Annotated in this window: 21 protein-coding genes, 4 tRNA genes and 1 pseudogene; 14 read left to right on the top strand and 12 right to left on the bottom strand. The window is 74.2% G+C overall.

Going from position 1 to position 21,953, the window contains the following annotated elements:
* Positions 1-21: 21 nt before the first annotated feature.
* The 4 genes from N866_RS04650 to N866_RS04635 form a co-directional block, all read right to left on the bottom strand.
* Positions 22-768 (bottom strand): MBL fold metallo-hydrolase, encoded by a 747-nt coding sequence (locus N866_RS04650; protein ID WP_034223287.1) that lies wholly within the window; start codon positions 766-768, stop codon positions 22-24.
* A gap of 76 nt (positions 769-844) precedes the next feature.
* On the bottom strand, positions 845-2,518 hold the full coding sequence (locus tag N866_RS04645; RefSeq protein WP_052022398.1) for a RecQ family ATP-dependent DNA helicase: 1,674 nt from the start codon (positions 2,516-2,518) through the stop codon (positions 845-847).
* A 67-nt stretch (positions 2,519-2,585) separates the two neighbouring features.
* Positions 2,586-2,795 (bottom strand): hypothetical protein, encoded by a 210-nt coding sequence (locus N866_RS04640; RefSeq protein WP_034223284.1) that lies wholly within the window; start codon positions 2,793-2,795, stop codon positions 2,586-2,588.
* A gap of 78 nt (positions 2,796-2,873) precedes the next feature.
* A complete protein-coding gene (locus N866_RS04635; protein WP_052022397.1) occupies positions 2,874-4,172 on the bottom strand; it encodes an NAD(P)/FAD-dependent oxidoreductase in 1,299 nt (432 codons plus the stop codon).
* 189 nt (positions 4,173-4,361) lie between these two features.
* Here N866_RS04635 and N866_RS19745 point away from each other — a divergent pair, with 189 nt between their 5' ends.
* Positions 4,362-6,635 (top strand): putative bifunctional diguanylate cyclase/phosphodiesterase, encoded by a 2,274-nt coding sequence (locus tag N866_RS19745; protein WP_052022396.1) that lies wholly within the window; start codon positions 4,362-4,364, stop codon positions 6,633-6,635.
* A 13-nt stretch (positions 6,636-6,648) separates the two neighbouring features.
* On the opposite strand, the gene N866_RS04625 is transcribed toward N866_RS19745, so the two are convergent.
* The 4 genes and pseudogenes from N866_RS04625 to N866_RS20315 form a co-directional block, all read right to left on the bottom strand.
* Entirely contained in the window at positions 6,649-7,389 is a 741-nt protein-coding gene (locus N866_RS04625) for a hypothetical protein (protein ID WP_052022395.1), read from the bottom strand.
* A complete protein-coding gene (locus tag N866_RS04620) occupies positions 7,389-7,730 on the bottom strand; it encodes an S-adenosylmethionine decarboxylase (protein ID WP_034223282.1) in 342 nt (113 codons plus the stop codon). The genes N866_RS04625 and N866_RS04620 overlap by 1 nt, the downstream gene beginning before the upstream one ends.
* A gap of 211 nt (positions 7,731-7,941) precedes the next feature.
* Positions 7,942-8,163, bottom strand: coding sequence for an alanine:cation symporter family protein (locus N866_RS22050; protein WP_216699375.1), 222 nt, complete (start codon positions 8,161-8,163; stop codon positions 7,942-7,944).
* A 109-nt stretch (positions 8,164-8,272) separates the two neighbouring features.
* Positions 8,273-8,788: pseudogene (locus tag N866_RS20315) on the bottom strand (alanine:cation symporter family protein); the annotation flags it as partial.
* A 262-nt stretch (positions 8,789-9,050) separates the two neighbouring features.
* Between N866_RS20315 and N866_RS04610 the strand changes: the two are divergent.
* The gene (locus N866_RS04610) at positions 9,051-9,617 is read left to right on the top strand and encodes a hypothetical protein (RefSeq protein WP_155855204.1); all 567 of its coding nucleotides are present in this window, start codon (positions 9,051-9,053) and stop codon (positions 9,615-9,617) included.
* A gap of 13 nt (positions 9,618-9,630) precedes the next feature.
* Here N866_RS04610 and N866_RS04605 read toward each other — a convergent pair.
* The 3 genes from N866_RS04605 to N866_RS04595 form a co-directional block, all read right to left on the bottom strand.
* Positions 9,631-9,705, bottom strand: a tRNA-Val gene (locus tag N866_RS04605).
* Between the two features lie 25 nt (positions 9,706-9,730).
* Positions 9,731-9,801: transfer RNA gene (locus N866_RS04600), tRNA-Cys, on the bottom strand.
* 51 nt (positions 9,802-9,852) lie between these two features.
* Positions 9,853-9,925 (bottom strand) — tRNA-Gly (locus N866_RS04595).
* Between the two features lie 211 nt (positions 9,926-10,136).
* Between N866_RS04595 and N866_RS04590 the strand changes: the two genes are divergently transcribed.
* Together N866_RS04590 and N866_RS04585 are read left to right on the top strand one after the other, a co-directional pair.
* Positions 10,137-11,228 (top strand): chorismate-binding protein, encoded by a 1,092-nt coding sequence (locus N866_RS04590; RefSeq protein WP_034223280.1) that lies wholly within the window; start codon positions 10,137-10,139, stop codon positions 11,226-11,228.
* A 47-nt stretch (positions 11,229-11,275) separates the two neighbouring features.
* Positions 11,276-12,187 (top strand): aminotransferase class IV, encoded by a 912-nt coding sequence (locus N866_RS04585; protein ID WP_052022391.1) that lies wholly within the window; start codon positions 11,276-11,278, stop codon positions 12,185-12,187.
* A gap of 10 nt (positions 12,188-12,197) precedes the next feature.
* Here N866_RS04585 and N866_RS04580 read toward each other — a convergent pair whose 3' ends face one another.
* Positions 12,198-12,626: an SsgA family sporulation/cell division regulator gene (locus N866_RS04580; RefSeq protein WP_034223302.1), complete on the bottom strand. Its 429-nt coding sequence runs from the start codon at positions 12,624-12,626 to the stop codon at positions 12,198-12,200.
* A 242-nt stretch (positions 12,627-12,868) separates the two neighbouring features.
* Here N866_RS04580 and N866_RS04575 point away from each other — a divergent pair.
* The 10 genes from N866_RS04575 to N866_RS04530 form a co-directional block, all read left to right on the top strand.
* Positions 12,869-12,940: transfer RNA gene (locus tag N866_RS04575), tRNA-Val, on the top strand.
* A gap of 389 nt (positions 12,941-13,329) precedes the next feature.
* On the top strand, positions 13,330-15,327 hold the full coding sequence (gene thrS, locus N866_RS04570) for a threonine--tRNA ligase (protein ID WP_034223279.1): 1,998 nt from the start codon (positions 13,330-13,332) through the stop codon (positions 15,325-15,327).
* Positions 15,324-15,947, top strand: coding sequence for an HIT family protein (locus tag N866_RS04565; RefSeq protein WP_425393950.1), 624 nt, complete (start codon positions 15,324-15,326; stop codon positions 15,945-15,947). The genes thrS and N866_RS04565 overlap by 4 nt, the downstream gene beginning before the upstream one ends.
* A complete protein-coding gene (pgsA, locus tag N866_RS04560; protein WP_034223296.1) occupies positions 15,947-16,570 on the top strand; it encodes a phosphatidylinositol phosphate synthase in 624 nt (207 codons plus the stop codon). Before N866_RS04565 ends, pgsA begins: the two co-directional genes overlap by 1 nt.
* Positions 16,567-17,544 (top strand): phosphatidylinositol mannoside acyltransferase, encoded by a 978-nt coding sequence (locus N866_RS04555; RefSeq protein ID WP_245612357.1) that lies wholly within the window; start codon positions 16,567-16,569, stop codon positions 17,542-17,544. The genes pgsA and N866_RS04555 overlap by 4 nt, the downstream gene beginning before the upstream one ends.
* An 11-nt stretch (positions 17,545-17,555) precedes the next feature.
* Positions 17,556-18,746: a glycosyltransferase family 4 protein gene (locus N866_RS04550; protein WP_081802328.1), complete on the top strand. Its 1,191-nt coding sequence runs from the start codon at positions 17,556-17,558 to the stop codon at positions 18,744-18,746.
* Positions 18,743-19,369 (top strand): hypothetical protein, encoded by a 627-nt coding sequence (locus N866_RS04545; protein WP_034223276.1) that lies wholly within the window; start codon positions 18,743-18,745, stop codon positions 19,367-19,369. The genes N866_RS04550 and N866_RS04545 overlap by 4 nt, the downstream gene beginning before the upstream one ends.
* Positions 19,366-20,544 (top strand): PrsW family intramembrane metalloprotease, encoded by a 1,179-nt coding sequence (locus tag N866_RS04540; RefSeq protein ID WP_081802326.1) that lies wholly within the window; start codon positions 19,366-19,368, stop codon positions 20,542-20,544. Before N866_RS04545 ends, N866_RS04540 begins: the two co-directional genes overlap by 4 nt.
* 70 nt (positions 20,545-20,614) lie before the next feature.
* Positions 20,615-21,526, top strand: a complete 912-nt coding sequence (gene pdxS / locus N866_RS04535) for a pyridoxal 5'-phosphate synthase lyase subunit PdxS (RefSeq protein WP_034223273.1) — start codon at positions 20,615-20,617, stop codon at positions 21,524-21,526.
* The coding region (locus tag N866_RS04530) for an NUDIX hydrolase (protein ID WP_034223270.1) at positions 21,523-21,953 on the top strand (431 nt) is incomplete at its 3' end. The genes pdxS and N866_RS04530, both read left to right, overlap by 4 nt.

Below are 21,953 nucleotides of genomic sequence, written 5' to 3'. Positions count from 1 at the left end.
CTCAGACCGGTGGATCAGGGCTCAGTGGGCACCGATGGCCCGCGCCTCCGTGACCGCGGCCACGACGCCGTCGGTCCACGGCTCGCCGTGACCCGGCAGGACCGTGCCGACGGCGGTCTCTGCGAGCCGGTCGAGGGAGCGCAGGGCCAGCTCGGAGTCCGCGGTCGCGGCGCCCGCGATGATCTGCGGGCCGTCCAGCCCCGTGTAGGGGTCCAGGGTGACCAGCGCGTCCCCGCTGAGGACGACGTCACGGTCGGGCAGGTGCAGCGCCACGTGGCCGAACGTGTGACCCGGGGTGAGGACGACCACGGGTCGCCCTGGCAGGTCGAGCACGTCCCCGTCCGCGACCGGGAGGAGGTCCCGCACACCCCGGACCTTGAGCGCCCCGGCCCGGGCCATCGCCGCGAGGATCCGCAGCGACGCCGGGTGCCGGAACGGGTAGCCCGCGCGGAGGTTCTCGTGCGCGTAGCGGTACGGGTGCGCGGCGAGCGCGTGGTCGGCCTCGTGCGCCCAGATCGGGACGCCGAGCCGTTCCTGGAGCCGGACGGCGAACCCGACGTGGTCGAAGTGCGCGTGGGTGAGGACCAGGCCGGCCACGTCCTCCGGGCGGTGGCCCAGCTCCCGCAGGGCGAAGCCCATCAGGGGCCACATCCCCGGGAGCCCGGCGTCGACGAGCAGGACCCGACCGTCGTCGCCCGCCACGACGTAGCAGTTGACGTAGGCGTGCTCCAGACGGTGCACCCGGTCCGCCACCTCGGTGGTGAGCATCCGTCCTCCTCGTGTCGTCCCGGTCGCCCCGCCCACCGTAGGAGACGCCCGACCCGGATGCGCGGCCACACCCCGCTCAGGCGGTGCCCGGGAGCGGCGTGAGCAGGCCGCTGTCCAGGACGACGTCCGCGTCGAGCGCGACGTAGCCCCGGTCGGGGAACAGCACCGTGATCCGGCCCGGCTCCACCACGCTGACGGTCCCGCGCCCCCAGTCGGCGTGGTCGACGTCCTGACCCACGCGGACGCGGTCGTCGGCCACGTCGCGACTGGTTCCGGCGTCGCAGGTGTCGCACGTGCCGCACCGGTCGGGGTGCTCCTCGCCGAGGAGCTCCAGCAGGACGCGCCGACGGCAGTCGGTGGTCTCGGCGTAGGTCCGGACCAGCTCGACGCGGGACCGCTCCAACGCCGTGATCCGCTCGTGGTGCTCGTGCAGGGCGGCGAGCACCGTGGTCGGCGAGCGGTCGTCCGCGCGGCACCACGCGTCCCCGTCCCCCCGCGCCGCGCCGACGGCGGCCAGGAGACCGAGCACCCGGGCGGTGGTCCGGGCGCTCGTCCCGGCTCGGGCGCCGACCTCCGAGCGCGTGGGCGCGTGCTGCGCGCCCGTGGCGGGCAGCGCTCCCAGGACCCGGCGGAGCGTCGAGTCCCGTGGCGTGCCGCCGGCGCGCAGGTAGTGGTTCCGTCCGACGTCGCCGGCGTCGTGGACGAGGACCGCCACGGCCGCCGCACCGTCCCGGCCCGCCCGACCCACCTCCTGGTAGTACTCGTCGAGGGAGGGGGGCGCTCCGGCGTGCACGACGAACCGGACGTCGGCCCGGTCCACCCCCATGCCGAAGGCGCTGGTCGCCACGACGAGGTCGGCCGAGCCCGACAGGAACGCCCGTTCGGTGCGCCGGCGCTCGTCGGCGGGCAGGCCGGCGTGGTAGCCCAGGGCCGACGCGCCCGCGGCGCCGAGCGCGTGTACCAGGTCCTCGACCTGGCGTCGGGTCCGGGCGTAGACGATCCCGGCGCCGGCCGTCGACGTGGCGGCCTCGACGACCACGCGGTCGCGCTCCGCCTCACCGGCGACGGTCCGGGCGCCGAGCCAGATGTTCGGCCGGTCGGCGTCGTGGACGAGGACCCGCGCCCCGCACAGCCCCAGACCCTGGACGACCTCCTCCCGCACTCGCGGCGAGGCCGTCGCCGTCATCGCGAGCACGCGCGGGTCGCCGATCCGACGGCGGGCCCCGCCGAGGTGCCGGTAGTCGGGGCGGAAGTCGTGACCCCACTCGCTGACGCAGTGCGCCTCGTCGACGACGAGCAGCCCGGGCCCCGCCCGCGCGAGGTCCTCCAGCACGTCCTCCCGGGCGAGCTGCTCCGGTGCGAGCAGCACGACGTCCACGTCCCCCCGGCGCACCGCCTCGGCCACGGTGCGGCGTCGTCGGGCACCCAGGGCCGAGCTCACGGCCTCCGCGCGCAGCCCCGCGGCGCGCAGGGCCGTCACCTGGTCCCGCTGGAGGGCCAGGAGGGGCGACACGACCACCGTCGTCCTGCCGGCGAGCAGCGTGGCGATCGCGTACACCGCGGTCTTCCCGGCACCGGACCGGGCGACGAGCAGCGTGTCGTGCGTCTCCAGGCCGTCGAGGGCGTCGCGCTGGGCCTCGCGGAGGCGCGCGCCGGGCCCGAGCACCGTCTCGACGGCCTCGTCGAGGCCTGGTCGGTCCCGCCGCCCGAGCCGGGACGACGTCGACGCGGGCTGCGGCGCACTCACCATGCGTGCCGTTGTATCCCGCGCGGCGCGCTGCCGCCCGGCGGGCCGCGCGGCGCCGGTCAGCGGTGGTTCAGCTGCGCGCGGACATGGGGATCGCGAAGGCGGCGCAGGCCAGCACGAGGCCCACGGTGAACAGCGCACCGGACGCCTGGTCGAACCCGAAGGCCATGAGGGCGAACGCCCCGAGGAGCAGGAGCAGGCAGAGCGCGAACGTCAGCACGCCCGACGGCGCCGGCCGCTCGGTCGCCGGCTCGGTCCAGGTGTGCTCGCGATCGTCCACGGGGTCTCCTCGGCTGGGGGGCGTCGCGCTCACTGTCGCGGAGCGCGCGGGACGGTGCAAGTGCGTCTCGACGGTGCCTCAGCCGCGAGCGGCGGAGGCGCTCGGCGGCCCCGCCGACGGCGGGGACCCGAGCCGGGCCAGCACGGCGTCCGCGGCACGCCGCCCCGACACCAGGGCTCCCTGGATGGACGCGGTGTCCCGGTGGTCGCCGGCGACGAGGACGCCGTCGTCGAGGACCACGGGTCGTCGCCGCACGAGCGGGGGCAGCTGGGCGGGCAGCGCCTCGCGGATCCGGTGCACGACCACGGTCTCCCAGCCGGTCGTCGCCACCCCGTACACCCGGGCGAGCTGGTCGCGGACGGCGCGCTCCTGGGCCCCGTCGCCGGTCACGCCGAGCACCGTGCTCGCCACGAGGGTGCGGCCCGGCGGGGCCAGCTCCGCCGCGACGTCCGTCATGACGGCCGTGTTGACGACCGGTCCGCTCCGGTCGCCGTCGAGGTGGAGGACCGGCAGGGTCGCGGGGGAGCCCGAGCCGACCGGGGTCGTGTGCCAGTACGTCGTCAGGCCGCGCATCGGCGGCACGCGCACCCCTGCCAGCGACCCCGCCGTGGCCGGGTCGGTCGCGACGACGACGACGGCGGCCCGGTGCTCGACGCCGTCCCCGGTCCGGACCCGGTCCGGCCCCACCGCGACCACAGGGGTGCCGAGGCGGACGGAGCCGGCCGGCAGTCCGGCGGCGAGCTGGCGGGGCACCTCGCCCATGCCTCGGGCGGGCACGCCCGGCAGGCCGCGCGCGAACGTGCGGACGAGGAGGCGCGCGAAGGCCGTCGAGGTCTCGCCGCTGTCGTCCGCCAGGACGCCGGCGAGGAAGCCGTCCACGACGCCGGTGCGGAAGGTCCCGCGCACCCCGGCGCGGTCGAGGGAGGCGCCCAGCGGGCCGTCCTCCTGCGCCAGCAGGCGGTCCACGGGCCCGAGCGCGGGGAGCGCCCAGCGGAGGAACGCGAGCTTGCTGCGCAGGCTGCCCCCGGCCAGCACGTCGCCCGGCAGCGACGCCGGGAGACGCCGCGGGTCGCCGAGCAGGTGACGACGGCCTGCGTGCGCCACGACGACCCCTGGTCCGAAGGCGCGCAGGTCCAGCCCGGGGATGTCGAGGACGCGGGGCACCTCGGGGTAGGCCGGGTTGAGGAGCTGGAAGCCCCGGTCGCACCGGAAGCCGTCGACCACGTCGGTCCGGACGCGTCCACCCACGCCGTCCGACGCCTCCAGCACCAGGACGGGCACCCCGGCCGCGTGGAGACGTCGCGCGCACGCCAGCCCGGCCAGCCCCGCGCCGACGACGACCACGGGCGCGTCCAGCGGGGGCGCCGAGCTCTCCATGGCGACCAGCGTAGGCGGCGGGACCGGCGGCGCGGACCGCTGCCCGGGCACCCTGACGAGCGGCGTCGGTCCGCCGGAGCGGGTGATGTTTCTCAAGGCTGGGACCGGGGTGCCGATGAACGAGAGGTCAGTTTCGTCCGAACTGCCCCTTCAGGGCGCGCGACGCGCCCGTGAGTGCCCGAGGTGATCATGGCAGGCGCCGCCGAGTCCCCCGGGCGTGACGCCCGGGTCGGACGCGTCCTGCGCGCGGGCCCCTGGGTCGTCACCGGGACAGGGGTCGCGTCGAGCTTCGTGCTGGACGGGGCCGAGCAGGACGTCGCCCTCGTGATCACCCTGGCGGGCGTGTTCGGGCTGCTCCTGACACGGGTGGTCCTCACCGCGGTGCGGGAGCCCCATCGTCGGCTCTCGCTCCTGCTCCTGGGCGGCGGCGTGGCGCTCTGGGCCGCCGGCTCGGCCTGGGTCAGCGTCGGCCGCACGCTCAACGCGGTGACCTTCCCGGCACCGGGGGAGGTGCTCTGCGTCCTCGCCTACCTCGCCCTCGCGGCCTTCCTGCAGGTCGACGCCCCGCGGCGGATGGCGACCTCCACGGTGGCGTGGACGGAGGCCGCCGTCGTCTGCGGCGCGGCGGTCTGCCTCGCCGGGTTCGCGGTCCTCGCACCGCTGTCCGGGACCGGCGTCCGCGGGGGGTTCGCGCTGCTCCTGGCCGTGCTGTTCCCGCTCATCAACCTCGTGCTGTCCATCATGGTGATCGCGCAGATGGTGCTGCGGCAGCGGGACCGGTCCGTGCGCACCCTCATGCTCGCCCTGGGCTTCCTCGGGATCGCCGTGGCGGACAGCAGCCTGATCGGGAGCCTGTCCACCGAGACGTACACCGCGAGCGTGGCCCTCCAGGCGCTGTGGGGCGTGAGCTTCGCGGCGCTCGTCGCCGCCGGGTGCGTGCCGCCGGGCGCCCCGGAGGGCCGTCCGGACGCCCGCGAGAGCACGACGATCCTCGTCACCGCCTCGGGCCTCGCGCTCGTCGTGCTCGTGCTCGACCCGTGGGCGACGGTGGGCTGGGTCGTCCGCGTCGTGGCGCTGCTGACGCTCGTCGCGGCCGGCTTCCGCATGACGCTCGCCCTGCGCGAGGCGCGGGGCGCCGCCGAGGCGATGCGGCTGTCGCTCACCGACGAGCTGACCGGCCTGCCGAACCGGCGGTCCCTGCTGGCCGCGACGGACGCCGCGCTCGAGAGCGGCGACGACGTCGGCGTCCTGCTGCTGGACCTCGACGGCTTCAAGGACGTCAACGACAGCCTCGGGCACACGGCGGGCGACGAGATCCTCGTGACCCTCGCGCACCGGATGCGGCGGGCCCTCCCACCCAGCGTCCTCATCGCACGGCTCGGGGGGGACGAGTTCGCCGTCCTCGTGCCGCGCGGGGACGAGATCCTGCTGCTCGAGACGGCCCAGCGGCTGCGCACGGCGATCTCCGCGCCGGTGCGCGTGGAGAACCTCGACCTGGCGATCGACGCCTCGGTCGGCATCGCGCTGCACGGTCGGGGCCCCGCCGCGGCGACCGACCTCCTGCGCCGCGCTGACATCGCGATGTACGAGGCGAAGCACTCCCGGGTCGGCGCACTGCTCTTCGACCCGTCCCTGGACGGGCTGGCGCGGGATCGGCTGCGCCGTGGCGAGGAGCTGCGCCAGGCGCTGTCGGCCGGCCAGCTGGTCCTGCGCTACCAGCCGCAGGTCGACGCCCGCACCCGCCAGGTCGTCGGGTTCGAGGCCCTGGTCCGCTGGCAGCACCCCACCGAGGGGCTCCTCGGCCCCGCCTCCTTCCTGCCCGACGTCCGGCGCGTGGGCCTCATGCCCGCCCTCACGGAGACCGTGCTCCTCCGGGCCGTCGAGGACCTGCGCGGCTGGCTGGACGCCGGGCTCGACGTCCGCGTCGCGGTCAACTGGGCCCCGGAGGAGGTGGTGGCCGGTTCGCTGGTGCCCACCCTCGTGGCGGCCCTGACCAGCTCGGGCGTCCCGGCCGACCGCGTCACCGTGGAGGTCACGGAGGACTCGTTCCTCGCGGAGCCCGACCGCGCGCGGGCCGTCCTGCTCCAGCTCCGGGGGCACGGCGTCCAGCTCTCCATCGACGACTACGGCAGCGGGTTCTCCTCCCTGGCCTACCTCCGGGACCTCCCCGTGCAGGAGCTCAAGATGGACCGGTCGTTCGTCGCGCGCGTCCTGCAGGACGAGCGCAGCCGGCTCATCGTCCAGACCACCACGCAGATGGCGCGCGCGATGGACCTGCGGATGGTCGCCGAGGGCGTGGAGGACGCCGCCGTCGCCGCGGCGCTGCTTCCCCTCGGCGTCGACGTGCTGCAGGGGTACCACATCGCCCAGCCGATGGCGGCGGAGGAGGTGGCCCCGTGGATCGCCCGATGGAGGTCGCTGGTGGCGCTGCGCGGGATGCTCCCGGGCTCGCCCGACCGCTGAGGGAGACGGCCCGTCAGGCCATGATCGGCAGATCGGCCAGCTCGCCGGTCTGCCAACGCGCCAGGTCGGCGTCGGTGAAGCGGTCGTACCGGAAGTGGTCCAGCCCGGGCACCGCGATGCCGTCGAGCCCGTGGCCGAGCGTGACGAGCCGGTAGGCGTCCGGGAACTCCCGCCGCTGCTGGTCGAACATGTAGTTGCGCAGCACGTAGACGGGAGTGCTCGAGGGCGAGCCGAGGTAGGGCGCCGCCGAGGCTCCCGGCAGGGTCCGGGAGACGATGCCGACGGAGTCCAGCAGCCGCCGGACCCGCTCGTCGAGGACGGCGACGAAGCCGCTCATGCCGTTGGCCCGGCACACGTTGACGATGCCGTGGTACAGGGCGAGAGAGAGCCGCGCGGTGTCGGCGCTCTGCCGCCGGACCCCGATCGTCGCCACGTCCCAGAGCGTCTCCAGCTCGGCGCCCGCCGCCCGCGCGGACCGCGCGCCGTCGACGTTCCACGGCTCGCGCCCCACGTCGGTCAGCGTCTTGAGCCCCGACGCGCCCCCGGGCGCCACGAGGCGCGCGGCGGCGAGGACGTCGCCGTGCTCGTCGGCGATGCAGAGGAAGGCCGAGCTGTCCTCGTACGGTCCGTACTCCTCGGCCAGCTGCTCGCGCGAGTTGCCGTACCAACGCAGGAAGACCTCGGCCTCGCAGTCGCGGGCGCCGGCCAGGAGGTCGCCGGAGACGTCGAAGTGCATCGTCAGGGGTGCGGCCATCAGAACTCCTTGTGAACGATCTCCGTGGCCCCGAACCACTCCCGGGTCAGGTCCACGACGGCGGCGGCGGAGAACGGCTTGCAGGCGTAGACGTCGACGCTGAAGAACAGGCGCGGGACGTCCCACGCGTAGAAGTGCGCACCGGACGTCTCCCAGTGGATCCACCCGGCCCAGCCGTAGAGGGGGGACTGGTGGGTCACCGGCTCCAGGAGCGTGATCATGTCGATCGCCTTGGACAGCTCGGACAGGTAGTCCTTGATCGACTGCTCGCCGATGGGCTCGGTGCACAGGCCCTCGACGACGACGCGTTGACGGCAGATCTCCGGGGCCAGGTCTCGCACAACGTCTCCGTCCGGTTCGGTGGGGTCCGCGGAAAACGTCCCTTGACCGGCCAGTATGGGGCGGTGCGTCGATCACCCGGGTGAAAGTCATCCGAACGGCTCAGCGATGCCGCGGCCCTGTCGAAACCGGCTCCCCGGCCTGGGCGCGAGGCTCGACGAGGGTGGTCGGGGTTCCGTTATGGGCTCCGGGAGCCCGAAACGGAGCGCGACCTCAGCCGACCTTCTCCTCCTCGCGGACCGGCGTGAGGCGCCCGCTGCGCAGGTCCGCGACGTGGTTCCGCAGCTCCCGGCGGACGACCGGGAAGAGGAGGTAGAGGCCCAGGACGTTGATGAAGGCGCAGAGGAAGAGCATCCCGTCGGCGAGGCCGATGACGTCCCCGAGCGACAGGACGGTCCCCAGCACCGTGAAGGTGACGAAGACGTACTGGAAGATCCGCTCGTTGCGGCGGGTGCGGCCGAAGACTGTTCCCGCCGGTGAGCCCGAAGAAGAAGATCGAGATCGCGAAGACCGTGGTCAGGACCCGGGCCGGCACCCGGCCGAACCGGGCGAACGCGATGGGCAGGTAGCGGAAGGGCCCCCCGGTGACGGTCCCGTCCTCGTGCTCCTCCCGGTACTTCACCCCGAGGGTGCACTCGACGAACTTCGTCGCCATGCTCAGCAGGCCCGCGACGATCATCCAGAAGGTCGCCCCCGCGCCGCCGATGGTGACCGCGATCGCGACGCCGGCGATGTTGCCCAGCCCGACGGTGCCGGACACGGCCGAGGACAGCGCCTGGAAGTGCGTCACCTCACCCGGGTCGCTGTCCCGCGAGTAGCGGCCGCGGACGAGAGCCAGCGCGTGACCGAAGCCCCGGGCCTGGATCACCCCGAGCCCGACGGTGAAGACGATCGCGCCGGCGATGAGCCAGGCGATGAGGACGGGGAACGTCACACCCAGGACGGTGACCTGGGCGAAGATCACCGCACCCACCGCCTCCGCGATCGGGGCGAAGGCCCCGTTGATGCTCGCTTCGAGCTCCCGGACCCAGGACGCGGAGGACGACCCGCCGGCCGTCATGCTGATCATGACCATCCGCAAATCCCATACCTTCCAGGGTGGCCGCGGCAACAGATGGTCGGGGGAAGGGCAAGATGCGGGTGTTTCCACGTCCGCTTCAGGCAAAGCATTCCTGCAGGTCGCTTCCCGAAGACCATGGTCCGACGCCGACCTGTCACCTGCCTGCCCGGCGCCGTCCACATCCCAAGACGCCGAGAGCGAGCCGACCTCCACACCGGAGCGTCCGTCGAAGCCCGGACTGCTCAGAGCGTCCAGGGATAGCATGAGCACCTCAGCACCGCCGACGGGTCGTGAGGCCACGATGGTCAGCCGGACTTCGCACCACACGACGGCGGCTTCGCGGCGGGACATCGCAGTCGCCGCCTCGATGTCTGCCGTGGCGACCGCGCTCGTCTTCGTGCCGGAGTTCTTCCGTGACCCGGCCGGTGCGCAGACTGCTCCTGCGGTGACCCTCATCTGGCTCCTCGCCGTGCTGACGGCAGCGCCCGTGGTCGCCCACGTCGTCGCCCGGCGCAGACCTGCGGTCGGCGCCGGTGGGGCCCTGATCGTGGGCCTCCCGCAGCTGCCGCTCGTGGTCGCTCTCGCGATGCTGGACGTCTGGTTCGACGTCCGGAGCGGGTACCTGCTCGCCGGTTCGGGTGAGGAGGCGATGTCCTACGGGATCGGCTCGACGGTGGCGACCGTCGTCGGCAGCGTCCTGGCCGGGCTCGTCGCGGTGTCGAGCCGATGGGGTGCCCGGCGTGAGCCCCCGCCCCGCAGCACCGGTCTCTCCGCACCGCCCCACGACATGCCGGAAGGCCGCCCCGGATCTCTCCGGAACGGCCTCTGACCTGCGGTGCTGCTGGTGGGCGATACTGGGATCGAACCAGTGACCTCTTCCGTGTCAGGGAAGCGCGCTACCGCTGCGCCAATCGCCCATGGGCTCACGCCCGGTCTGCTGCGAGGTGGAGACGGGATTCGAACCCGTGTATACGGCTTTGCAGGCCGCTGCCTCGCCTCTCGGCCACTCCACCGTAGGCTCAAGCCTCGGTCGGGGTGACCCCGACACGGGAATGTCGCCTCCGAGCGGACGACGGGATTCGAACCCGCGACCCTCACCTTGGCAAGGTGATGCTCTACCAACTGAGCCACGTCCGCGCTGCACCGGCCGGGTCTCCCCGGCGCTGTGCGGCGTTGAGGACTCTAACGACTGGCGGGGCGAACGTCCAACTCGGTCCCGGTCCTGCGGGTCGGGCGCGGGCTCCGGACGTCGACGGACGGGCCACCGTCGCGGTGCTCCGTCGCTCGTCCCGGCCCCGGCCGACGTGCTGCGGCGCTCGGTCCGACGTCCCGCCGCTACCGTGGCCCGGTGCAGCAGCCGCCCGGTGCCCCGCAGGGGCGTGCGTGGTTCGCCGGCGTCGACGCCGCGGGAGCCGTCGAGTGCGTCGACCTCCTGCAGGACGACGCACCGCTGCGCCGAGGCGGCTTCTGGGCCGTCGTCGGCGACTTCGAGGGTCCGGTCCGGGCGTGGAGGTTCGAGCACGTCCGCCGCCGTCCCGACACGCCGGACCCGGGCGCCGTGGACCCGCACCGTGAGCCGGAGCGGACGTGGCACGGCCCCGCGTCGTCGTCGTGGACCTCGTCACTCGGTCCCGACGCCTACCGCCGACGCGTCGAGGACGTCCGCGAGGCGATCCGTCAGGGCGACGTCTACCAGGTCAACCTCTGCCGGGTGCTCAGCGCCCCGCTGCCTGCGACCGACGGGGGCGAGCCGGACGCGCAGGCCCTCTCCAGCGTCCTGGACCGGGGCAACCCGGCGCCGTACGCCGGCGGCGTCCACGTGCCGGCGCGGTCCGGGTTCGACCCCGTCTGGGTCGTGTCGGCCTCGCCGGAGCTGTTCCTGCGGGTCGCCGACGGCCACGTCTCCTCGGGCCCGATCAAGGGCACCGCCGTGACCGAGGCCGGGCTCACGGACAAGGACCGGGCCGAGAACATCATGATCGCGGACATGGTGCGCAACGACCTCCAGCGGGTCGGCGTCCCGGGCACCGTCGAGGTCACCGACCTGCTCGCGGTCGAGGCGCACCCCGGCCTCGTCCACCTCGTCACCACCGTCCGGGCCAGGATGCTGCCCGGGACGGGTTGGAGCGAGCTGCTCGCCGCGACCTACCCCCCGGCATCGGTGTCCGGGGCCCCCAAGAGCAGCGCCCTCGACCACATCCGGCGTGTCGAGCCGGTCCCGCGTGGGCCCTACTGCGGCACCATCGGGTGGATCGACGCGGACCGGGGGACCGCCGAGCTGGCCGTCGGCATCCGCGGGTTCTGGTGGCGGCCCGACGACGGCGGCCGGCTCGCCTTCGGGACCGGAGCCGGCATCACCTGGGGGAGCGACCCCGAGCAGGAGTGGCGCGAGACCGAGCTGAAGGCGCACCGGCTCATCGGCCTGGCCTCGGCGCCGTGAGCGCGCAGGGACCACATCGCGGTGCAGGACCGGACAGGAGGCAGGGCGTGGGCGGAGCAGGTGGCGCGGCCGGGGCCGGCGTCGGGGGAGCAGCGGGCGGCCTCGTCGTGTGGGCGGACGGTCGCGTGCTGGCGCCGGGGGAGCGGGTGCTCAGCCCGGTCGACCACGGTCTGACCGTCGGGGACGGGGTCTTCGAGACGTGCGGCGTCGTCGGCGGCCGGGCGTTCGCGCTGACCCGGCACCTCGACCGTCTGCGCGCCTCCGCGCGCGGCCTCGGTCTCGACGACCCCGACGAGGACCTCCTGCGGGACGCGGTGACCGAGGTCCTGCGGCAGGCGCCGGGTGCGGGGCGTCTGCGCATCACCGTGACGGCCGGCCTCGGACCGCTCGGGTCCGCCCGGACGCCCGGGGAGCCGCAGACCGTCGTCGTGGTCGCGGGGCCGGGCGGCGCGGTCCCCGCGCCCGCGCCGGCGCGGGCGGTTCGCGTGCCGTGGGTCCGCAACGAGCGGTCCCCGGTCGTCGGCCTCAAGACGACCTCCTACGCGGAGAACGTCGTCGCCCTGGCACGCGCGACCGCGCAGGGCGCCGACGAGGCGCTCCTGGCGAACACGGTGGGGGACCTGTGCGAGGGCACGGGCAGCAACGTGTTCGTCGAGGTGGGTGGGGAGCTGCTGACCCCGCCGCTGTCGAGCGGGTGCCTCGCGGGCATCACGCGCGCGCTCGTGCTCGAGTGGTCGACGGCGGCGGGCCTCCCGGTCCGCGAGGCTGCGCCGGGTGAGCTGCCCTGGTCGGTGCTCGACGACGTCGTCGGGCGGGGCAGCGGGCTGGTGCTCACCGGCTCGGTGCGCACGACCGTCCCCGTGGTGCGGCTCGACGCGACGCCGCTCGACATCTCGCCGCTCACGCAGCGCGTCGTCGACCTCTACGCGACGCGGGCGGCGGACGACGTCGACCCGTGACGCCGTCGGGTCAGGCGTCGAGGAGCGTGTCGATGAGCCGCGAGATCTCGTCCTCCATGACGGGACCCTCGGAGCCGAACGGCACCAGGGCGACCGTCGCCGCGACGAAGGACACGAACGGCTCGGCCGGACCGGCGAGGAGGGCGTCGCCCTCGACCCCGCTCAGGCCCACGAGCAGGTAGGCCGGGTCCTCGTCGCGCCAGATCCGCACGTCACCGGTGCCGGCGGGCGCCGCGGCGTCGGCCAGCAGGCCGTGCGCGACGAGCTCGCGGCCGATGAGCCAGGTCGAGGTGGAGCTGGCGCCGCGGAAGACGACGCGCACGGTGTACGGGTCCGCCGGGGCGAAGTGCAGCTCGGCGCTGACGGGCAGGACGCTGGCGTCCGGGAGCACCAGGTGCATCGGGACGACCTCGCGGACATCACGTGCGGGCTCGGTCATCGCCACCCCTCCGATCCGGCGAAGCCGCTCGTCGCGTCCCCGTCCCCCTCCCGCCCGGGGTCTCCCGTGCGGGACGTTCACCACGACCGGTACGGCCGAGGGCCGACGACCCGGTCGGCCTGCGTCCGTATCGTCCGTGTCGTTCCCAACCTCTCATCGGCAAGCCTAGGTGCCAGGTTCGGCAAACGGCCTGCGATTCGCTAGCATCATCTCCGCGCCACCGGGTGACCGACCGGCGTGCAGGGCGATTGGCTCAGTGGTAGAGCGCCTCGTTCACACCGAGGAGGTCACTGGTTCGAACCCAGTATCGCCCACCTGATCTTTCTGTGTGATCCCCCGATCGGACGGATGTTCCGGCTCCTCCGTCGGTCGAGGCTCCGTCGCAGGTCACCGACCCTGTTTGGGCCCTTGGTCCTGGGTGATCTTCGAGCGGGCATGCCCCGGCATCACCCGTCCGGCGCAGCGGCCGTGCGGCCGGACCCGCGCCGTGGCCCGCCTGCTGCCCCCGCCGTGCACCGTTCGCGGCCCGGTCACGACCCGCTCGTGCCCGGCTCGTGGCCTGATGCCGTGCCGGTGCCGGGCCGGCGCCGTGCACGAGGTGCCCGTGCGGTGCCGGTGCAGTGCCGGTGCGGTGCGGTGCGGTGCAGGCCGTGCCCATGACCCGTCGGTACGATCGACGCGCCGTCCAGACCGAGGAGCGCACGTGCCACAGATCACCCTGACCGCCGATGGTGTCGAGAAGACGCTGGAGGAGGGCACGACGGGCACGGAGCTCTACGCCGACCGCCGCGAGGTCGTCGTCCTGCGCGTCGACGGGGAGCTCGTCGACCTCGCCACCCCGCTCGCCGCGGGCGCCGTCGTCGAGGCCGTCACCATCGACTCGCCCGACGGCCTGGCCGTGCTGCGGCACTCCACCGCCCACGTGCTCGCCCAGGCCGTGCAGCAGCTGCACCCGCAGGCGCGGCTCGGCATCGGGCCGCCGGTCACCGACGGCTTCTACTACGACTTCGACGTGGACACGCCCTTCACGCCCGAGGACCTCAAGAGCCTCGAGAAGACCATGCAGCGGATCGTCAAGGAGGGCCAGACCTTCCGGCGCTGGGAGCTGTCGGACGACGACGCCCGCGGCGAGCTGGCCGCGGAGCCGTACAAGCTGGAGCTCATCGGCATCAAGGGCTCGGCGGGCCAGACGGAGGGTGCGGCGGTAGAGGTCGGCCAGGGTGGCCTGAGCATCTACCAGAACCTCCGCCGGGACGGCTCTGTCGCCTGGCAGGACCTGTGCCGCGGCCCGCACCTGCCCAGCACGCGGCTCATCGGCAACGGCTTCCAGCTGACGCGGACCGCCGCCGCCTACTGGCGCGGCTCGGAGAAGAACCCGCAGCTCCAGCGCGTGTACGGCACGGCGTGGCCGACCAAGGACGAGCTCAAGGCGTACCTGGACCGGATCGCGGAGGCGGAGCGCCGCGACCACCGCCGCCTGGGCACGGAGCTGGACCTCTTCTCCTTCCCGGACGAGATCGGCTCCGGCCTGGCCGTCTTCCACCCCCGCGGCGGCATCATCCGCCAGGAGATGGAGGACTACTCGCGCCGGCGCCACGTCGAGGCGGGGTACTCGTTCGTCTACAGCCCGCACATCACCAAGGAGCAGCTCTTCCGCACCTCGGGCCACCTGGACTGGTACGCCGACGGCATGTACCCGCCCATGCAGATGGACGAGGAGCGCGACGCCGACGGCACGCTGCGCAAGGCCGGGCAGAACTACTACCTCAAGCCGATGAACTGCCCCATGCACAACCTGATCTTCGGGTCGCGGGGGCGCAGCTACCGGGAGCTCCCGCTCCGGCTGTTCGAGTTCGGAACCGTCTACCGGTACGAGAAGTCCGGCGTCGTGCACGGCATGACCCGGGCCCGGGGCTTCACGCAGGACGACGCCCACATCTACTGCACGCCGGAGCAGATGAAGGACGAGCTGACGCGCCTGCTCACCTTCGTGCTGGAGCTCCTCAAGGACTACGGACTGGAGGACTTCTTCCTCGAGCTGTCGACCCGCAACCCCGACAAGTCGGTGGGGTCGGAGGAGGTCTGGGAGGAGGCCACCCGGACCCTGGAGGAGGTCGCCACGGCGTCGGGCCTGGACCTCGTCCCGGACCCGGGCGGTGCGGCGTTCTACGGCCCGAAGATCTCCGTCCAGGCCAAGGACGCGATCGGCCGGACCTGGCAGATGTCGACCATCCAGCTCGACTTCAACCTGCCCGAGCTCTTCGACCTGGAGTACACGGCGTCCGACGGCACCCGGCGCCGTCCGGTCATGATCCACCGGGCCCTCTTCGGCTCCATCGAGCGGTTCTTCGCCGTGCTCACCGAGCACTACGCCGGCGCCTTCCCGGCGTGGCTCGCACCGGTGCAGGTCGTGGCCGTGCCCGTCGCCGAGCCGTTCAACGACTACCTCACCGACGTCGTGACGCGCCTGCGTGCCGAGGGCATCCGTGCCGAGGTCGACCTCTCCGACGACCGCTTCGGCAAGAAGATCCGGACGGCGAGCACCCAGAAGGTGCCCTTCGTCCTCATCACCGGCGGGGAGGACGTGGCCGCCGGGGCGGTGTCCTTCCGCTACCGCGACGGCCGCCAGGACAACGGCGTGCCCGTCGACGAGGCGGTGCGCCGCGTCGTCGACGCGGTCCGCGCCCGCACGCAGGTCTGACCGTGACGGACCGGGGGAGCGACGAGGGGTCGGGCCTGCAGGACGGCGCGGACCTCGCCGGGGAGCCGGACGGCTACGGCCGTCTGTGGACGCCGCACCGCATGGTCTACCTGGGCGGTCAGGACAAGCCGTCCGACGCGGGACCGTCGGCGTGCCCGTTCTGCCGCGCCGCGGCGAGCGACGACGACGCCGAGTCGCTCGTCGTGCACCGCGGCGGGTCCTGCTACGTCGTGCTCAACCTCTACCCGTACAACTCCGGGCACCTCATGGTGCTGCCGTACCGGCACGTCGCCGACTACACGGACCTCACGGATGCCGAGGTGGCGGACCTCGCCGCGCTGACCCGGACCGCCATGCGGGTCCTGCGGGGCGTGATGGCGCCCCAGGGGTTCAACCTCGGGATGAACCAGGGGGCGGTCGCCGGCGCCGGGATCGCCGCGCACCTGCACCAGCACGTCGTGCCGCGGTGGGCGGGCGACAGCAACTTCCTGCCGATCGTCGGACGGACCAAGGCGATGCCGGAGCTCCTCGGGGACACCCGGGAGCGGCTCGTCGCGGCGTGGCCTACAGGGTCGGCAGCGCCGGCAGGGCCGACCGCGCCGACCGGGACGGACGCCTGATGCGCCGGCTGCGCCGCGTCGTCGCGCGGGTCGTGGACCCCGTGGCGGACGCACTGCTGCGTGCCGGGGTGTCCCCGGACGCCGTGACGGTCCTGGGCACGCTCGGTGTCGTCGTCGCCGCCCTGACGCTCTTCCCGCTCGGCCACCTGGTGCTCGGCACCCTCGTCATCACCGTGTTCGTGCTGTCTGACCTGCTCGACGGCACCATGGCCCGGCGGTCGGGGCGGACGAGCACGTGGGGCGCGTTCCTCGACTCGACCCTCGACCGCTTCGGGGACGGTGCGATCTTCACCGGGCTGGTCCTCTACCTCGCCGGGCGCGGCGAGGACCCGGTCGGTGCGGTGCTCGCGCTCGCCTGCCTCGTGCTCGGCTCGATCGTGCCCTACGCCCGCGCGCGGGCCGAGGGGCTCGGCATGCGGGCCGACGTCGGCATCGCGGAGCGGGCCGACCGGCTCGTCGTGGTCCTGACGACGACACTGGGCGTGGGCCTGGGCCTGCCCTCTGCGGTGCTCACGGTCGTGCTCGGGGTCCTCGCGCTGGCGAGCCTGGTCACGGTGGTGCAGCGCGTCGTGCACGTGCGGCGCCAGTTCCTGGCCGCGGGTGGAACGGCGGCGGCCCCGTGAGCCGCCGCCTGGCGACGCACCCGCTCCTGGTGGGCTGGCACGTCGCGTCACGGCTGCCGGAGCCCGTGGTTCGAGGCGTCATGCACGTCGCCGCCGACGTGGCCTGGGCACGCCGTGGGTCCGGGGTACGGCGGCTCGAGGGGAACCTCGCCCGGGTGCGCCCCGACGCGTCACCCCGGGAGCTGCGGCGGCTGAGCCGCGCCGGGATGCGGACGTACCTGCGCTACTACGCGGAGACGTTCCTGCTCGCGCGGCTGTCGTGGGAGCGCATCGACGCACGGGTGCGGGCCGAGGGCCTCGAGAACGTCCGTCCGGTGCTCCAGGACGGGTCGAGCCTGGTCCTGGCGCTGTCGCACCAGGGCAACTGGGACCTGGCCGGCGCCTGGGCGACGCGCGCGGTCGCGCCCGTCCTCACCGTCGCCGAGCGGCTGGAGCCGGCGGAGGTCTTCGAGGAGTTCCTGCGGCTCCGGGAGGGCGCCGGGGTGCGCATCCTGCCCCTGGACGACGGCGGGGAGGTGTTCCGGGACCTGGTCCGGGCGGTGCGCGGGGGCGGTCTGCTCGTGCCGCTGCTCGCGGACCGGGACCTCACCTCGCGCGGCATCGAGGTCGAGCTCTTCGGCGAGCGGGCCCGGGTCGCCGCCGGCCCGGCGGCCCTGGCGGTGACGACCGGCGCACCGCTGCTGCCCGTCACCGTGCAGCACGAGCGCCTGCGCGGCGCGCGACGGCGCGCGGCCGGCTGCCGCTGGGGCGTCGTCATCCACTTCCACCCTGCCGTGACGGTGCCGGAGGGGAGGGACCGGACGGAGCAGGTCGCGGCGCTGACCCAGCGCTGGGTCGACGTCGTCGCGGCAGGCATCGCGGCGGACCCGACCCACTGGCACATGCTGCAGCGGGTGTTCGTCGCCGACCTCGACCCGGCGCGCCGCGTGGCGCCGTCGGCCGTGGCACCGGACGCGGCGGGGGGCGGCGCATGATCGACCGACCGCTGCGGATCGGGATCGTCTGCCCGTACTCCTTCGACGTGCCCGGCGGCGTGCAGTTCCACGTCCGCGACCTCGCCCACGCCCTGGAGGAGCGGGGCCACACGGTCTCGATCCTGGCGCCCGCCGACGACGACACCCCCGTGCCCGTCCAGATGACCCCCGCGGGCCGGTCGGTGCCGGTCCGCTACAACGGCGCCGTCGCGCGCATGACGTTCGGCCCCGTGAGCGCGGCCCGGGTACGCCGCTGGCTCGCCGCCGGGGACTTCGACGTGCTGCACCTGCACGAGCCGGTCACGCCGAGCCTGGGGATGCTGGCCCTCTGGATCGCCGAGGGCCCCATCGTGGCGACGTTCCACACCGCGCTCATCCGCTCCCGGGCGCTGCAGATGGCCTACCCGGTGGTCCGGCCGAGCCTGGAGAAGATCTCGGCGCGGATCGCCGTCTCCGAGGACGCGCGCCGCACCCTGGTCGAGCACCTGGGCGGGGACGCCGTCGTCATCCCCAACGGGGTGTACGTCGACCCGTTCGAGCAGGCGACGCCGGACCCGCGGTGGACGGGCACGCCCGACGCACCGACGATCGCCTTCCTCGGCCGGCTCGACGAGCCGCGCAAGGGCCTGCCCGTCCTGACCTCGGCGATCCCGGCCGTGCTGGCAGCACTGCCCGGTGCGCGCTTCCTCGTCGCGGGCCGCGGTGACACGGGCGCGTCGGAGGCACGGGAGGCGCTCGGCGAGCACGCCCGCTCCGTGGAGTTCCTCGGGGGCATCACGGACGAGGAGAAGGCGGCGCTGCTGCGCTCCGTCGACGTGTACGTGGCGCCGCAGACGGGCGGGGAGAGCTTCGGCATCGTGCTGGTGGAGGCGATGAGCGCCGGGACGGCGGTGGTCGCGAGCGACCTCGGCGCGTTCCGGCGGGTGCTGGACGAGGGCCACGCGGGCGTCCTGTTCCGCACCGGGGACGGGGCGGACCTCGCGGCGACCCTGCTCCGGGTGCTCCGCGACCCCGGGATGCGCGAGCGCGTCGTCGCGCGCGGCTCAGAGGTGGTGCGTCGGTACGACTGGTCGACCGTCACGGAGCAGGTGCTCACCGTGTACGAGACCGTGCTCTCGGGCGTGGGCCCGAAGGTCCGCGTGGGCGAGGACCCGCGGTCCCGCCGCACCCGCTGGGCCGCCGGTCTGCGGGGGGAGCGATGACCTGGTCCGAGGTCGCGGTGGTGGTCGTCGCCGCGCTGCTGCTCCTGGTGTGGCTCGTGTGGCTGGCCGCGAACCGGCTCGACCGTCTGCACCGGAAGGTGGCGTCGTCGCGGCACGCCCTCGACCACCAGCTGGTGCGCCGCGCGTCGGCGGCCGCCGAGCTCGCCGCGGCCGGGGCGCTCGACCCCGCGAGCAGCGTCCTGCTGGCGGACGCCGCCTGGTCGGCCCTGACGGTCGGTGGCCGCGGGGACGTCGACCTCGTGCAGGACGTCGCGCACCTCGCGGACGATCCCTGCGGGCGCCTGCCCGGCGCGGCGGAGCGGGAGATGGCGGAGAGCGAGCTGTCGCTCACGCTGCGCACCGCCCTGGCGGACCCCGAGGAGGTCGCGGCGCTCGGGCAGGACGACCTGGCCGGAGAGATCGTGGAGGCCGTCGCCGCCTCGTGGTACCGCGTCCAGCTCGCGCGCCGCTTCCACAACGAGGCGGTCGCCCAGACCCAGCGCGTCCGCCGGAAGGTGCTGGTCCGCCTGCTGCGCCTGCACGGCAGGGCCGTCATGCCGCGGACCGTGGAGATCGACGACGGCTGGCCCGACGGCCTGCCCCGCCCGGGCAACGTCGGATGAGCGGGGTCGCACCGCCCGGTGCGTGGGTGCCGCTGCCGGCGCCGGTCGCGCCGCGGCGGGTCCGACCGGGCGCCGGGACGTTCCTGGCGGCCGTCGTCCTCGGCGTCCTCAGCCTCGTCGCCGTGGGCCTCGTGGGGTTCATGGTGGGCCCGCCCGCCTTTCCCGCCGCCACCGCGCTGGCGCTCCTGCCGCTCCTCGCCGTGCTGGGGACCGTGCTGTGGGTGGACCGCTGGGAGCCGGAGCCCTGGCCGGCCCTCGCGGTCGCCTTCGGGTGGGGTGCCTCGGTGTCGGTCCTCGTGGCGCTCGTGCTCAACTCCGGGGCCCAGACGGCGCTGCTCGTCGTCGGCCTGGACGACCTGCGCGCCGGGGCGGTGACCGCGACGTTCGTCGCCCCCCTCGTGGAGGAGGGGATCAAGGCGCTCGGCGTGCTCCTGCTCTTCCTCGGGTGGCGGCGCTGGTTCGACGGGCCGGTCGACGGCGTCGTCTACGCGGCGACCGTCGCGGCCGGGTTCGCGTTCGTGGAGAACATCCTCTACTTCGGCCAGGCCGTGGCGGAGTCGGCCGCGGGCGGTGACGGCGGGGAGGCGGTCGCGGTGGTCTTCGTCCTCCGCGCCGTCATGTCACCCTTCGCCCACGTGCTGTTCACCGCTGCCGTCGGCCTGGCCCTGGGCTGGGCGGCCCGACGCTCCGCGGGCGCCTGGGCCGGGGCCTTCGTCGTCGGGCTCGCCGTCGCCGTCGGGCTGCACGCGCTGTGGAACGGCGCCGCGACCCTGGGGACCGACGCCTCCTTCCTCTCCCTGTACGTCACGGTCCAGGTGCCGCTCTTCCTCGGTGTCGTCGGGCTGGTCACCTGGCTGCGCGGTCGGGAGGCCCGCCTCGTCCGGGCGCGCCTCGCCGAGTACGCCGCCGGCGGGTTGCTGGCGCCCCAGGAGCTGCGGATGCTCACCTCGCTCAGCGCCCGGCGGGCCTCACGGCGCTGGGCGCGGGCGCGCGGCGGGGCGGCTGCGGCCCGGTCCATGCGCGACTTCCAGTCCACCGCCTCGCGACTGGCCCACCACCGGCACCGGGTCATGACGGACCGCGCCCGGTGGTGGGCAGGACGGGGTGACGAGGCGGCTCTCCTGGCTGAGATGGACCTGCTCCGGCAGGATCTGCGCCGGCGGCTCGCCGTCTAGACTGGACGGGCCGCGACGAGCGCGGCGTCCACCCCCTGCGCACCCGCGCACGCGACGAGCAAGGACTGACGTGCCGACCGAGAACACCGAAAGCACCCAGAACGTCATCGGCACCGCGAAGGTGAAGCGCGGCATGGCCGAGATGCTCAAGGGTGGCGTGATCATGGACGTGGTCACCGCCGAGCAGGCGCGCATCGCGGAGGACGCGGGTGCCGTCGCGGTCATGGCCCTCGAGCGCGTGCCCGCCGACATCCGCGCCCAGGGCGGTGTCGCGCGCATGAGCGACCCGGACCTGATCGACCAGATCATCGCGTCCGTCTCCGTCCCCGTCATGGCGAAGGCCCGGATCGGCCACTTCGTCGAGGCCCAGGTGCTGCAGTCCCTCGGCGTCGACTACGTCGACGAGTCCGAGGTGCTGACGCCGGCGGACTACGCCCACCACATCGACAAGTGGCAGTTCACCGTGCCGTTCGTGTGCGGCGCGACGAACCTCGGCGAGGCGCTGCGCCGGATCACCGAGGGCGCGGCCATGATCCGCTCCAAGGGCGAGGCCGGCACCGGCGACGTGTCCAACGCGACGACGCACATGCGCACGCTGCGCCAGCAGATCAAGGCCCTCACCGCGCTCCCGGAGGACGAGCTCTTCGTCGCCGCCAAGGAGCTCCAGGCCCCGTACGAGCTGGTCAAGGAGGTCGCCACGACCGGCAAGCTGCCCGTGGTCCTCTTCACCGCCGGCGGCATCGCCACGCCCGCCGACGCCGCGATGATGATGCAGCTCGGCGCCGAGGGCGTCTTCGTCGGCTCCGGCATCTTCAAGTCCGGCAACCCGGCCGAGCGGGCCGCGGCCATCGTCAAGGCCACCACGTTCTACGACGACCCCGACGTCATCGCGAAGGTCTCCCGGGGCCTCGGCGAGGCCATGGTCGGGATCAACGTGGAGGAGGTGCCCCAGCCCCACCGCCTCGCCGAGCGCGGGTGGTGAGCGCGGGGGAGGACCTGCCGACGCAGCTCGGACCCGACTGGGTGGTCGGCGAGGACGGCGTGCCGTTCCGTCGCGGTGCCCGCGTGATCCTGCTGGACGAGCACGACCGGCTCCTGCTCGTGCGCGGGCACGACCTGGACCAGCCCGAGCGGTCGTGGTGGTTCACGGTGGGCGGGGGGATCGACCCGGGGGAGACGCCGCACGAGGCTGCGGCCCGCGAGCTCTTCGAGGAGACCGGGCTGCGGGTCGGCGCGGACGAGCTCGTCGGGCCGGTGCTGCGACGCAGCGCCGTCTTCGACTTCTGGCGCCGGACGGTCCGCCAGGACGAGGAGTTCTTCCTGGCCCGGGTCACGCGTCCGGACGAGGTGACCACGGCGGGCTGGACGGACGTCGAGCGCGGGTTCATGGACGAGGTCCGCTGGTGGGA

The sequence above is a fragment of the Actinotalea ferrariae CF5-4 genome (assembly GCF_000603945.1).
Classification (GTDB): Bacteria; Actinomycetota; Actinomycetes; order Actinomycetales; family Cellulomonadaceae; genus Actinotalea; species Actinotalea ferrariae.
Note: the sequence above shows the minus strand (reverse complement) of the source record. Positions and strands in the feature narration are given on the sequence as shown.

Bases quoted from the DNA above. Each gene is read 5' to 3' on its own strand.
- pgsA (WP_034223296.1), top strand. From the start codon at position 15,947: ATGCGCCGGCTGCGCCGCGTCGTCGCGCGGGTCGTGGACCCCGTGGCG.
- N866_RS04580 (WP_034223302.1), bottom strand. From the start codon at position 12,626: ATGACCGAGCCCGCACGTGATGTCCGCGAGGTCGTCCCGATGCACCTG.
- N866_RS04625 (WP_052022395.1), bottom strand. From the start codon at position 7,389: ATGGCCGCACCCCTGACGATGCACTTCGACGTCTCCGGCGACCTCCTG.
- N866_RS04610 (WP_155855204.1), top strand. From the start codon at position 9,051: ATGAGCACCTCAGCACCGCCGACGGGTCGTGAGGCCACGATGGTCAGC.
- N866_RS04545 (WP_034223276.1), top strand. From the start codon at position 18,743: ATGACCTGGTCCGAGGTCGCGGTGGTGGTCGTCGCCGCGCTGCTGCTC.
- N866_RS04635 (WP_052022397.1), bottom strand. From the start codon at position 4,172: ATGGAGAGCTCGGCGCCCCCGCTGGACGCGCCCGTGGTCGTCGTCGGC.
- N866_RS04650 (WP_034223287.1), bottom strand. From the start codon at position 768: ATGCTCACCACCGAGGTGGCGGACCGGGTGCACCGTCTGGAGCACGCC.
- N866_RS04645 (WP_052022398.1), bottom strand. From the start codon at position 2,518: ATGGTGAGTGCGCCGCAGCCCGCGTCGACGTCGTCCCGGCTCGGGCGG.
- N866_RS19745 (WP_052022396.1), top strand. From the start codon at position 4,362: ATGGCAGGCGCCGCCGAGTCCCCCGGGCGTGACGCCCGGGTCGGACGC.
- N866_RS04540 (WP_081802326.1), top strand. From the start codon at position 19,366: ATGAGCGGGGTCGCACCGCCCGGTGCGTGGGTGCCGCTGCCGGCGCCG.